Genomic DNA, 12,925 nt, shown 5'->3' with positions numbered 1-12,925 from the left:
ATTACTGATTTGAATTTATTCTGAATACTTGCTTTTTCTTGTAAGTCAACGAGCGCCAAAGCCATTCTATCGGTCCGTATTGGAAATTTTTCAACCAAATAGTACTTAAAATAATTTGGAAAATAAATACTAAGATAGCAAAAAGCGTGTAATAAACCGGCCCAACTTGTCCCATATAACCCAATCCGGCACCGAGGAAAACGAAATTCCCTATCAGCGAATGCATTAAGTAATTGCTAAAGGCCATTTTGCCGACAGGCGAAATTATAAGTAATATTTTGTGACCAATGGTCGTTTGAAAACCCAACATCAAAATGCCTACATAAGCCAAAGCCAAAGGAACAACACCAAGTGCATAAACAATAGTTTCATACCAACCATTGATTTTTAAATCGAAATAAGCGTCTCCGGGTGCCGACATGTATTGTGCCAATTGATAATTAGCCGGTAAACCGATTAGCAAACCAAGTCCGATAATCCAGTAGATTATTTTTTTGTTTTGGGCCAAATTCTTATAAAAATCAGAACGACCAATGACATAACCAATTAGAAACATCCCCAGTACTTTTGGAATTCTGCTCACAAAGAACAAGTAGCCGTAACGATAGAAAATACCACTAATATTTCTTTTAAGATGGTCAAACCAACTTCCGTTTTGCATAAAATCGATGTAAGTAGCTTTGCTATTGATATTGGTTAACTTATCCCTCAAATCATCTCCGGTTTGATATAATAATTGTGCTGGAAAATTCAGCACCGGAAAGGTCATTTTTAACCAATACAACAATATAGGCGAAAGGATGAGTATAATACCAGTGGTTAATAATGTTCTGTCAGAAAACTTTCGAAGCGGTAATAATATAAAACCTAACAACGCATAAAAAAAGACAATATCGCCTATCCAAATGAGTAAGTGCATTGCGCCAAGCAGCAACATTATCCGAAGTCTTCTTTTGATAATTGGTAAAACATCAACCTCTTTAGCTAAGCCGCGTTTGATTTGCAATGCAATGCCCCAACCAAACAATAAACTAAAAATAGAATAGAATTTGCCTTCAATAAACATATGATGCAAAAAACTCATAGTATCGTCTGAACCTTTCAGTAGCCAAGGTCCGATAGCGTTATCTGAACCCTGGTAATGACTAAGAAAATTCAAGTTGGCAATGAATATTCCAAGAACAGCAAAACCTCGCAGAGCGTCCATAAAGATTTCGCGTTCGTGATTTTGAATTGGGACGTTGGTTACTGTAGCTTTTGTCATAATTGTTAATTTTTATGGGTACGATTTAGTAATAAAAAAATGGGATAAGAAAGTAAGGTAATAATCGTGATGATTAAGAAACTTTTACGGTCACTATAGGCAAATCCAAAAAATAAAGCTATAGAAAATAATACCATGATTATTGAAGTCAACGGATAGCCCCAAGATTTATGAGGTCTAGGCAAATCAGGTTCTGAAATTCGGAGTTTGATTAAGGCTGCATAAGCAAATCCCCACACAATAACTGCCATGAAAGCACCCAAAGAAAATAGGATTTCAAACGAACCGATACAAATCATTACAAAAGCGATTGAGGAAGAAATCAGGAGCGTTACGATTGGTGTTCCGCCTTTATTAACCGTTGTTCCCTTTTGGATAAAAAATCCATCCCGACTCAATCCAAATAAAATTCTTGCCGGAATCATCATGTAAGCGTTAAGAATTCCCAAGATGGAGAATACAGCGATAACGGTTACGATAACACTACCGTTTTGTCCAAAAACAACGTTGGCTACATCTGAAGCCACAAATGTTGAATTGGCTAATGCAGAAACCGGTAAAACATACAAAAAAGCCATATTCATAATGACATAAATCACTATAACCACTATAGCTCCGCTATACAATGATTTAGGAATATTTTTACTAGGATTTTCATCTTCTTCTGCAAAAAAGCAACCTGAACTCCAACCTTCATATGTCCCCAAAACCATTTGAAGCGATTTGAAAAAACCAATAATCACACTCATTTCAAGAATAGAAGAATGGCTTTCAGTGGGGTCGAATTTTACACCCGAATACCTAAAGCAAGCTACTATAAAGCCAACAAAAAATAAGACTTTGATGATGCTTGTTATTTGTTGCATAATGCTTCCGCTTTTTATTCCACTGGAATGAAGTAAGGTAAAAGCAACCAAAAGTCCGAGAGCAATAATGGTGATCTGACTTTTCAAACTTGGAAATAAAACCACTATGAATTCACTAATCACAATACAAAATAGCGCTGGTGCTAAAGCATTATTGATAAAATCATACCAACCGGTTAAGAAGCCGGCATAATTTCCGAAAGCTCTTTTGATATAATTATAAGAACCACCGGCTTTGGGAAGCATAGTCGCCAATTCGGCATAGGTTCCTACACCAATTAAAACATACACGCCACCAACAAGCCAACAGGCAATGATAAGCCAATAATTATCGAGCACTCCGGCAATGGTTCCCGGTGTTCTGAGAATACCGACGCCGATTGAACTTCCGACTAAAATGGCAATCCCAAAACCAACGCCAAGGGCTTTTTTTAAATGATTCGTTTTTTGATTTGTCATTAGTTGCTTGGTGATTATTTATAATTAATTGATAAAATAGACCTTCTTAATTTTACCGTTTTCTATATGGTAAATTGCCACGGCTTCGACGAATTTATCTCCAAATTGAACTCGTTCTTTATCAATTACTATATTGCCTTGCACTATTCGCTCTTTTAATTCGCAATGTAAATTGGTCACTGATTTAAACATTCCCGCATAACCTTGGCGCATCATTTCTTTTCCTTTAGATTGCAGTTCGTTAGGATAATTATAGATTTCAACATCCTCAGCGTAAGGTTCCAAAAAAGCCTCCAAATCTCTGAGATTGTAAGCATTTAATTGGCGCTGTGCTAAAGCCTCAGGTGTTTCCGGAATTAAATCCGACGGATTAAAAACTACGCCGCGATTGATAACCCGATTAATTTTAGCAATATTATCCAAGTCTTCAATCGGATTGTTATCCAGCAAAATCAAATTGGCCTTTTTTCCAATACTAATGGTTCCAAATTCATTTTCTTTATCCAACACTTTGGCACCATTAATTGTTGATGCCTGAATGATTTGCCATATGCTCATGCCGCTTTTTTGCATGGCTTTTAATTCGGCTAAATAAGAGGAAGCGTGTAAAGTACCAATGTTTCCGGCATCAGTTCCGGTGGCAATTAAAACACCGGCATCGGATAGCTTTTTTAGGTTTTGCATACAAGTTAAATTGTCCTTCACAACATCGGCAGCAAAGTCTTTAGAATTCATACTTCTTTTGTAATTGTTGATAAGTAAAGTATCGGGCAAATGCCTTAAATCGAGTAAAGAACCCAATTGATATGGATCAGATTTTAATAAATCATGGTTGGTAAATTGCAAGTTTTGGCCAAAAGTATTGACGTAGCCATCGTGAACAATTAATGTTGGGCAAAGAATGGTTTTGTTCTTTTTGAGCAATTGGACAAAATCGTCTTTCAACAATTCATCATCAACACTGTGCACTAAAAAATCGCAGCCAACCTCCACAGCCAATTGCGCAGTAATTCTTTCTGTAGCGTGAACCGCAACTTTTAGTTTGTTTTTGTGGGCTTCCTCAATTATTGCTTTGATAATGGGCAAGTTCTTTCTCGCACTAGCTTCTATGCCATCTTTGTCTCGGGAAGTGATGTACCAAATTTTAATAAAATCAGGATTTAACGGTAATTGGTTTTGTACCATTTTAATACCATCATCAACGGTTTTGACCAAGTTAAAAGGTTCGTCTTCTTTTAAATTCAGATAGACTGATGGTTCATATGTTGTAGCCAATGGTCCTGTCATATAAACAGTTGGTGCAAAATCTTTAATAGCAAAATCTTTTCTTTGCTTTAAAAAACTATAAGTAGCACCAACATCGATTACTGTGGTAATTCCATTTTGCAAATACCTGCGTAGTTTGTCTTCCATGGTGTTGTGTGCCAAGGCGATTTCTTTATTATAAGGCATTTTACTTCTAAAATCAATGGCATCCGGACGTGTATACAAGCCACCATTTTGAAAGAAATGAATGTGCGCATCCACCAATCCCGGGAATAGAAATTTGCCTTTACCATCAATTATTGTGGCATTTGCAGGGATTTTAATTTTAGTGCTCGATTGGATATTTGAAATTAAATCCTTGGTTACAACTACCGTTTGATTGGGAATTAATTTTTGCTTTTCTACATCGGCAACTGTTACGTTGGTAATGTACGTTTGGGCGAAAAGGAAATTACAAGAAATTAGCAATACGAAGTTTAGTAGTTTTTTCATAATACTCAATTATTAAGGTTGTTTTACAAATAACTCAGCCACCATTTTTCTTTGTGGTTTTGTTTATAAGCATCGAATTTTTTACACAAAGGATAAAGTAAAATAATCACTAGAATCCAAACGAGATAGACCGTAATCAAATTAAACCCGTATCCTTTCAAAGCTTCAACTCTTGTGACAAATGTGGGCATTGAAACCATAATTTGCCAACCAAATCCAGTGAATTCTGCTGTGAAAACTGCCAATAAATGTATCAGGTAAATATGAAGGATATAATAGAAAAAGGGAACTCGTCCAAACAAGCAAAAGAAATTAACGACTTTGCCTTTTAGTTTTTCGGTATTCGCCAAAAAGAGAAGGCTGCAACCCAATGTTACCAGTAAATACATTAAAGATGGAGGATATTTGCTAACATTAAAAATTGACATTAGTGTTTTGGAAGTATCGCCATAATTGGTCCATTTTATCGGATCACCATAAGTATTGAATGCTATCAAAATAAAGAAAAGTGCCATACAGCCTATTCCTAAACTATTTAAGATTCGGGTTCTTTTTTGAGCCTCAAAAGAACTGTCGTAAAGTGAACCAAAGCAATAACCCAATGACATTACAGCAATCCAAGGCAATAATGAATAGGCAAAAACAACCAAATGTCCTTCTGCAAATTCAATTTTTTGCGGTTGGTGAATCATAGCCCAAAAATAGCTACCGTCAAAATGGATATTGTCTAACAAATTGTGTCCAAAAATAACAACCAAACTAAACGCCAGAATCACTTTTTTGGGAAGATGAATTAATACTGCCAAAACAATCATACTAACACCTAATTGCCAAATAGTTGCCAAACTGATATGGGTGAAGTTTAAATCAAATTTCCATCCTAAATTAACAATGATTATCTCAACGAAAACCAACCACAGTCCGCGTTTGAACAAGAAACTTGACAATTCAGACAGTGATTTTCTTTTGCCAATCATAAACGCAGAAGTTCCGGCTAGGAAACTAAACGCCGGTGCGCAAAAATGGGTTATAAATCGAGTAAAGAAGATTGGCCATGTAGTTTGCTCCGGATCGGTAGCATCAAAAAAGAAAGCGGAATAATGAAAGTAATCTCTAACGTGGTCTAGTGCCATAATCACCATTACCATACCTTTCAAAAGGTCGATGGATTGTATTCTGGGTTTTACAATTGTTTCTATCATTTTTGAACGCTATTAACTTCAATCCAATAACCGCTTGGGTCTTGAAAGTATACTTGCTTTATTCCATCAGCTCTCAGGGTTACTTTATTGGTAACACCAGGCCAATCAGAATAAGTTATCTGCTTCTCCTCTAACCTTTTGATAAAGTTATCAAAATTTGTAGTAGAAAGCGCAAAATGAACTGCTTTATTAATCGTAACCGGTTCTTTTAGAATAGAAATCAAATGCAATTCTTTTCCTTCGCTAAGAGAAAACCAGCGAATGCCTTCGATTTTGGTCTTGTTGGTGATTTCTTGCAAGCCTAAAACTTCGATATAGAAAGCAGCTGACTCATCGAGATTTTTGACTGATAATGCTAAATGGTTAAAGGAAAAGTTTGTTGTCTCTTGTGCGTATACTTTTCCGAAAGACGCAAATAATATAAACGCTAAAAATGTAGTTTTCAATTTGATAAGTTTTTAATTGTTGTAATTATTCAAAGTTTCTTTCACGGTTCTGAATTGCATTCGTAAATCGTTTTTAGCCAAATCACTTTTATAAACTATTTGGGCTTTTTCTTTCGGTTCTTGATGGTTAAGCATTAAATGAACATCTGACACTTTAAAAGTTTCGCTGCTTAACAAATAATCTTTGCCATGTAAGCCTTTAGTCGTAGTAACTTTAAAAGTAGCCTGAGCAACATCGGCAACATCTACAATAGCAAATGGCACATCGTTATCATATAAAAATTGGATGAAATCATCGGGCGCTATTTTGTTTTTGATTAGAAATTGTAATCCTCCCGAAGTTGAATCTTCTCTGTTTGAAAGTGCTTTTCCCATTACCATTACCGGTGAAACAGTACTGATTTCGTAAGAAAGTCTAGGATTATTTTTAATAAATTGCTCTACCACTTGATTGGCAATGAATTTAGCTTGCGCATAAGGATGGCTGTCTTTGCTGGTAAATCTTGCATGTGTTTCGTCAAAGGTGTCGTAAAAATCCCTTCCGTTTGCCGGCATTGGAAAATTAGTATTCCATCCGGCTACGGAAGCAATTAAAACTACTTTCTCAATTCCCGGAGTTTTATTAATCACTTCTAAAAAGTTTATAGTACCATTAATCGTTGGTTCAAATAATTCCCTTTCTGCATCTTGAAAGTCTAATATAAATGGTGTTCCACCGTGAATGACATAATCACAATCTGAAACAAAGTCTTCCAATTGTTCTTTATCAGTAATCTCTAATTCGCTGATGTATAAATTCTCAGCATTTTTCAAGTTCATCAAATGTTGGTATTTGTCTTCGCGAGTGATATCGGTAGCAGATACTTTTACTTGGTAATCATTTTCTAAAAATGTTTTGGTGATATAGCTTCCGATAAAACCCGAACCACCAATGATGCCTACTTTTTTCATCTTTAATTCTATTAAAAAAACCTACAAGATTTTTGAGCCTTGTAGGTTGTTGAATTAATAATTATTTTTCAGACACTGTTTCAGTTGGCATTGTAGTTTCAGGTTGTTTAAGCATATCCGCCACTATTTCTGAAGTATTCCAGTAGCCATCCTCTTTCACAATTTTACCCTCAATAAACTGAGCAGTAGAATGAAAAGGAATAACATAAACTTTACCCGTTGACTTCATCGTTCCTCTCCATGTTCCCCAGTAATTTACCCAAGTTTCGCCTTTATCGGTAACTACCATTTCAGCATCCATATCTTCTACTTTCCAATCGAATAATTTGGCATCTTCTTTGTTTTGTTCTAGGGCTTGTGCAACCGTTAATGCCTTTTCTTTAACCACATTGTTGGCAATTTTTGCAGTATCGGCATAAAAACTTGCTGTATTTGTCCAATCCTTTTTTCTATAATCATCCATTACTTTTTTATAAGTATCGATTTCCGATGATTGTTGGGTGTAACGTTGTTTTTCGTTGCACGATGCGAAGAATACTATCGCAAGTCCTAGTAATATAAATTTTTTCATAATGTTTGGTTTTAAATAAAACCTACAAGACGCTTGAAATCCTGTAGGTTTTGGGTAACACACTAATTAGTATTGTTATTTCGAACTCAAATCAGCTCGGTAAAAAATTAATTCGCTCCATTGTTCATCGATATATTCTTTAACATTATCATTGTAAATTCCCCACGAACCTTTACCATGTATTTTTTCGAAAGCATCCACAAATGATTTTCTAAAACCCACTTCTTTTTCTTTTAGACCTTGTTTGTATCGTCTTGCAATTGCAAATTGTGCAGTTCCGGAAGCATTTGTTTCATATACCGCAACCGTTACACCTTGTGCTTCCCAAGCAGCTTTTAATTGTTTTATCATTGTAGCTACTTTATAAGAACAACCTATTTTAGGATAAACATGTGAAACTTGTACTTTATCAGAGTAATCGCCAATTGCAACTGTACTTAACGAATCGATGTAAACAGAATAACCACTAGAATATTTATCAGTTAAATAGATGGTTACGCCTTTATGCCAATCATTGTTGTGTGCCACATTGATATCACCTCTAACGTCTTCTGATTCCCAAGTTTTTGGTCCTTCCACTATATGAAATCCTCCGGCATCGGGTCCGGATGCAATTTCAAATACACGCCATTTTACATCTCCGGTGTGGTACTTTTGAGCATGAGTGGCTAATGCTTTTTCAAATTCCAGTTGTTTGTCAACTTTTGGAAATAAACGAGTGGTGGAAATCACATTTTTGTTTTGGCTTATACCTAAGAAAGGGATAAGCATCGTGAGAAGAAGAATCTTCATCACGGAGTTAAAATTGTTTTTCATGATTATTAGTTTTTATTGGTTTGACAGAATTAACTATTAATTCTACCTCTAAATAACTGATAATCAAATATAAAAAAATGAGATTTAGGACGAAACCGTTAAAAAACTGTCCGAAGTATAGGTTTTATTTATCTAGGGAAATGATTAACCGGCTTTTTTCAATTTGAAATCAAAAATAACGGTTGTGCCTTTTAGATTTTCTTCTGTCATGGTACCATTTAATTGATGTGTTAACAATGATATCAATTGACCGCCAAAGCCTGTTCCGTGGGTGATACCCGATTTTCCAACGCCATTGTCGGCAACTTCCAATCGGAGAATATTGTTGTCTTGTTTGTGAAGCTTGATAGTAATGGTTCCGTTTTCGCCTTTTGGAAAAGCGTATTTGATGGTGTTTGTCAACAATTCGTTCACTATTAAACCTAACGGAACTGCGGTGTCAATGTCTAAATCGAGATTATCCATCGCCAATTTTAAATCAATGCGTTTTTCGGCTCCAAAACTTTCGAGTATGCTTTCGCTGAGATTTAAGAAATAATCTTTCATTTCTACCGCGCCAAGATTGGTTCCTTGATACAATTTTTGATGAACGATACCTATTGAATTCACACGATTCTGGCTTTCTGCCATGGTATCTTTGGTATTTTGATCATCAATTTGTGCGGATTGTAGTGCCAATAAACTGGAAACGACTTCAAGATTGTTCTTCACCCGATGGTGGATTTCTTTGAGTAAAAGTTCATTTTCAGCATTGCGCTTGTCCAACAAGTTGTTTTTATCTTCGAGTTCATGATTAACAGCCGCTAATTTTAAATTGCTTTTTTGTTTGAGTCGAACATTTCGATAGATTAATAGTAATAAAATTGAACACAAACCTAAAGCCACTATAAAGAAAATTTGAAGGTTACTTTTTTGTGTCAGCTCTTTTTCTTGGTTTATGACATTTACTTTTAATTCACTTTCGCGTAAACTTCGGTCGTTCAATTCCTTTTGAGAAGCTAATGATTCTGTATAATATTGTTTTTTAAACTTTAAGGCATTGGCTAAATCTCCTTTGGCTTCATAAGTATCGGCTATATTATTTAAGGCATTAATAGCACTATAATGGTCATTGTTTTTAAGATAAACATCACGCGCTTTAGTGTAGTTATCAATCGCTTGATCATAATTTTTAGTATAGTAATCAATATCAGCTAATCGCTCAAGGCAATAACCATAGTAATCCTCAAAATGGTAGGCTTCTATTAATTCAATGGTTTTGTTAATATTGGTCCTTCCTTCCTCATAATTGTGCTTTTTTCCTATGAGATAACTTCCTAATGAGGAATAATACCAAATATGGCACAAAGGTTTTTTGAAATTCTTTAGTATTGCTTTAACCTCATTAAGATAATAGTACGCAGAATCTATATTTTTACTGGTGTAATAATATTGCAATTCGGCGTTAATCATATAATATTCTGAAGGATACTTTTTGTAATTCTTTTTATAAAAAACTAAGCTTTCCTTTAAATACTTAAGTGACAGTTTTTTTTCTGCCTCCAAACCATAAAAACCGTAATATAACCCTTTATCCAAAGTCATTCTTGCCTTCACATCTGGTTTATCATTTTTATGGATTAAAGCCAAAGCCTTTTCAAACAAATCTAAAGAAGCTTTTGAATCCCCTTTTTGAAGTTTGACATTCGCCCAAAAAACCAAATATTCATATTGTAAAATTCGGTTTTCGGTTACTTCTATATCTAATTCTTCATAATCGGACCATTGGACTTTCAATATCGAATCCTTTTCAGCATTTGGAAGTCCGCTAATCATATCTTTATTGCTGTCAAATTGCAATTGTGACAATTTATTGCGATGTGTTGGCTCGTTTGGATTTAAAACTTTAATGGCTTTAGCCACATAAAAAGCAGTACTGTCAGGATTATATTGAGGCATATCGGTGAACCAACTTGCCTTTTCTTTGTATTTATCACTCAAGCGCAAAGCTTCTTTTGAAGATAATTGCTGTTTTGATTGAGAAAATAATACTTGAGAAATGATTAGGAATAAGACTAAAATAAAGGTCTTCATTATTTAAATCTTTTGGATGTGAAGTAACAATTGCTTTTTTAACTCAGCACTCAGCGGAATGGCTTTTCTGGCAATAACTACATGATTATTAGCTATTTCATCGATGTGAAATAAATTTACAATAAACGAACGGTGAATTCGCATCAGATGATTAACCGTCAATTTTTCTTCTAAATCTTTTAATGTAGAAACAATCAAGTGTTCTTTGTCTTTGCAATGTATTTTACAGTAATTGCGTTCGGCTTCAATGTAAAGGATATCATTGATATTAATTTTCACCATTTTATCATGATGGCGTACAAAAATAGAATCGCTAAGCAAAAAAGGCTCGTTCGTAATTTCTTCGTTAGACTTATTACTTTTCTCTTCTGCAACCCGAATAATGGTTAATTCAATCGCTCGTTGTAAATCGATTTTCTTAAAGGGCTTGGAAATAAAAGCATAAGGATTCGTTGATTTTGCTCGGTTAAAATGAGCTTCATCTGAATTTGCCGTTAAGTAAATTATAGGAATTTTATATTCGTTCAGAATTAAACCGGCCAATTCAATACCATCCATTTCACCTTTTAAATTAATATCCATCAAAAGAATATCGGGAACTTGTTGCTTAATGTGTGGCAATACTTCTTCGGCTCTTGGGATGATACCGTTTACTTGGTATCCCAGATGATTTAGTTGCATGGATATATTTGCCGCTATAATCATTTCGTCCTCAACTATCAATACAGATTGCATTGTACTCATCAACTAGGGTTTAAGTTGGTTACTAGATTAGTTTTGCAGGTTAAAACTATAGGCGTATTTGAGGTGGCAATGGAAAACTAAATGAAATTTTAATTTATAAATATAGTAAAATAATTGAATAGTAAGAAACTCAGTATTAATTAAAACCAAATTCTATTGATTATTTGTCAATTAGCAAAAAGCAATCTAGTAAAATATTCCCAAAATAGAATTCCTTACCTTTGCGGCAAATTACAGATAACATGAGCACTTTTGAGCAATTCAATCTTCCAAAATCACTACAAAAAGCCGTCGATGAATTAGGTTTGACCACGCCAACACCTATTCAAGAAAAATCCTTTTCGGTGATTATGTCCGGTCGTGATATGATGGGAATTGCCCAAACCGGTACCGGAAAAACATTCGCTTACCTTTTACCCATTTTAAAACAATGGAAATTTGTTGCGACTGATACGCCAAGAGTTGTCATATTGGTTCCCACGCGTGAATTAGTAGTTCAAATTGCGGCCGAAGTTGAAAAGCTTACCCAATTCATGTCAGTGCGAACTATAGGCGTTTACGGTGGTGTAAACATCAATACGCAAAAGAAAGCTGTTTATCAAGGAATCGACGTCTTGGTTGGTACGCCGGGAAGAATTATGGATTTGGCATTGGACAACGTTATTCGTTTTGATAGTTTGCAAAAACTAGTGATTGATGAATTTGACCAAATCCTGAATTTAGGTTTCCGAACCCAAGTGACTTCTATTTTAACAATGATTAAAACCAAACGTCAGAATATCTTGTTTTCAGCTACTATGACCGATGAGGTTGATGGCATGTTGGACGAATATTTTGATTTTCCGGAAGAAGTTTCTTTGGCACCAAGCGGAACGCCATTGGAACAAATTGAACAATTGGGTTACAAAACACCTAATTTTTTGACGAAAGTCAATTTGATAATCGAATTACTAAAAGACGACGCATACGAACGTGTATTGCTTTTTGTCAATAATAAAAAAACAGCAGATTTATTAGCCGATAAATTAGAAGAAGTTTACCCGGAGCAATTTGGAACCATTCACTCTAACAAGTCACAGAACTACCGTTTACAAACTATGGCCACATTCCAAGCCGGAGAAATCCGCGGAATTGTTACTACCGACGTAATGGCGAGAGGTTTGGATATTTCAGACATCACCCATGTAATCAACGTGGAGTTTCCCGAAATTCAAGAACAATACATTCACCGTATCGGTAGAACCGGTCGTGCCGATAAATCGGGTATTGCGATTAGTTTGATTAGTCCGAGAGAAGAAGAAATCATGATTGAGGCCGAAATGCTGATGGAAAAAGAACTGAAGTTTTTGGCTTTACCAAAAGAAGTTGTCATTGCGGAACGCTTGCTTGAGTTTGAGAAAGACAGAAAGAAAATGAAAGTGATTTTGAAAACAAACAAACTGGAAGGCGGCGCATCTTTTCACGAAAAAGCCAAGAAAAACACCAAAGTCAATCTTGGCGGACCATCGAAAACGAAGAAGAAAACCGGCACTTCGGTGAATAGAAATATTTTGAAGAACAGAGCTGCGAAGAGAAAGAAGAAATAATTCCTTAATGGTAATTGATAATTGACAATTGATTACTATTTTTGACAAACTTTAGATGAATGCAATTCAAACACCCGGAAATTCTATATTTTCTTTTTTTATTGGTGATTCCAATTTTGGTGCATTTATTTCAATTGCGACGTTTTAAGAAAGAATACTTCACCAACGTACAATTCCTAAAAGAACTTT

The 12,925-nt window shown here is 35.1% G+C and carries 12 protein-coding genes; 2 read left to right on the top strand and 10 right to left on the bottom strand.

The window, feature by feature from the left end; genetic code table 11:
- Position 1 precedes the first annotated feature (1 nt).
- The 10 genes from ACK4HO_RS08725 to ACK4HO_RS08680 form a co-directional block, all read right to left on the bottom strand.
- Positions 2-1,264, bottom strand: coding sequence for a DUF418 domain-containing protein (locus ACK4HO_RS08725; RefSeq protein ID WP_409664943.1), 1,263 nt, complete (start codon positions 1,262-1,264; stop codon positions 2-4).
- 5 nt (positions 1,265-1,269) lie between these two features.
- Positions 1,270-2,589 carry an APC family permease gene (locus tag ACK4HO_RS08720; RefSeq protein WP_409664941.1) on the bottom strand — a complete coding sequence of 440 codons (1,320 nt, stop codon included), beginning with the start codon at positions 2,587-2,589 and terminating at the stop codon, positions 1,270-1,272.
- A gap of 24 nt (positions 2,590-2,613) precedes the next feature.
- Positions 2,614-4,347 (bottom strand): amidohydrolase family protein, encoded by a 1,734-nt coding sequence (locus tag ACK4HO_RS08715; RefSeq protein ID WP_409664940.1) that lies wholly within the window; start codon positions 4,345-4,347, stop codon positions 2,614-2,616.
- A gap of 23 nt (positions 4,348-4,370) precedes the next feature.
- Positions 4,371-5,549 (bottom strand): DUF1624 domain-containing protein, encoded by a 1,179-nt coding sequence (locus ACK4HO_RS08710; protein WP_409664938.1) that lies wholly within the window; start codon positions 5,547-5,549, stop codon positions 4,371-4,373.
- Positions 5,546-5,995 (bottom strand): VOC family protein, encoded by a 450-nt coding sequence (locus tag ACK4HO_RS08705; RefSeq protein ID WP_409664936.1) that lies wholly within the window; start codon positions 5,993-5,995, stop codon positions 5,546-5,548. Before ACK4HO_RS08705 ends, ACK4HO_RS08710 begins: the two co-directional genes overlap by 4 nt.
- 12 nt (positions 5,996-6,007) lie before the next feature.
- On the bottom strand, positions 6,008-6,946 hold the full coding sequence (locus tag ACK4HO_RS08700) for an NAD-dependent epimerase/dehydratase family protein (RefSeq protein ID WP_409664934.1): 939 nt from the start codon (positions 6,944-6,946) through the stop codon (positions 6,008-6,010).
- 61 nt (positions 6,947-7,007) lie between these two features.
- Positions 7,008-7,517, bottom strand: coding sequence for a nuclear transport factor 2 family protein (locus ACK4HO_RS08695; protein ID WP_409664932.1), 510 nt, complete (start codon positions 7,515-7,517; stop codon positions 7,008-7,010).
- A 75-nt stretch (positions 7,518-7,592) separates the two neighbouring features.
- Positions 7,593-8,333 carry a hypothetical protein gene (locus ACK4HO_RS08690; protein ID WP_409664931.1) on the bottom strand — a complete coding sequence of 247 codons (741 nt, stop codon included), beginning with the start codon at positions 8,331-8,333 and terminating at the stop codon, positions 7,593-7,595.
- 144 nt (positions 8,334-8,477) lie between these two features.
- A complete protein-coding gene (locus ACK4HO_RS08685; RefSeq protein ID WP_409664929.1) occupies positions 8,478-10,406 on the bottom strand; it encodes a histidine kinase dimerization/phosphoacceptor domain -containing protein in 1,929 nt (642 codons plus the stop codon).
- 3 nt (positions 10,407-10,409) lie between these two features.
- Positions 10,410-11,150 (bottom strand): LytR/AlgR family response regulator transcription factor, encoded by a 741-nt coding sequence (locus ACK4HO_RS08680; protein ID WP_409664927.1) that lies wholly within the window; start codon positions 11,148-11,150, stop codon positions 10,410-10,412.
- Positions 11,151-11,392: 242 nt separating this feature from the next.
- On the opposite strand from ACK4HO_RS08680, the gene ACK4HO_RS08675 reads away from it, so the two are divergent.
- The gene (locus ACK4HO_RS08675; RefSeq protein ID WP_409664925.1) at positions 11,393-12,736 is read left to right on the top strand and encodes a DEAD/DEAH box helicase; all 1,344 of its coding nucleotides are present in this window, start codon (positions 11,393-11,395) and stop codon (positions 12,734-12,736) included.
- Positions 12,737-12,795: 59 nt separating this feature from the next.
- On the top strand, positions 12,796-12,925 hold a 130-nt coding region (locus tag ACK4HO_RS08670), incomplete at its 3' end, for a BatA domain-containing protein (RefSeq protein WP_409665029.1).

The organism is Flavobacterium sp. (assembly GCF_046296355.1).
Classification (GTDB): domain Bacteria; phylum Bacteroidota; class Bacteroidia; order Flavobacteriales; family Flavobacteriaceae; genus Flavobacterium.
The sequence above is the reverse complement of the archived record's forward strand: the minus strand, read 5'-3'. Positions and strand labels throughout refer to the sequence as shown.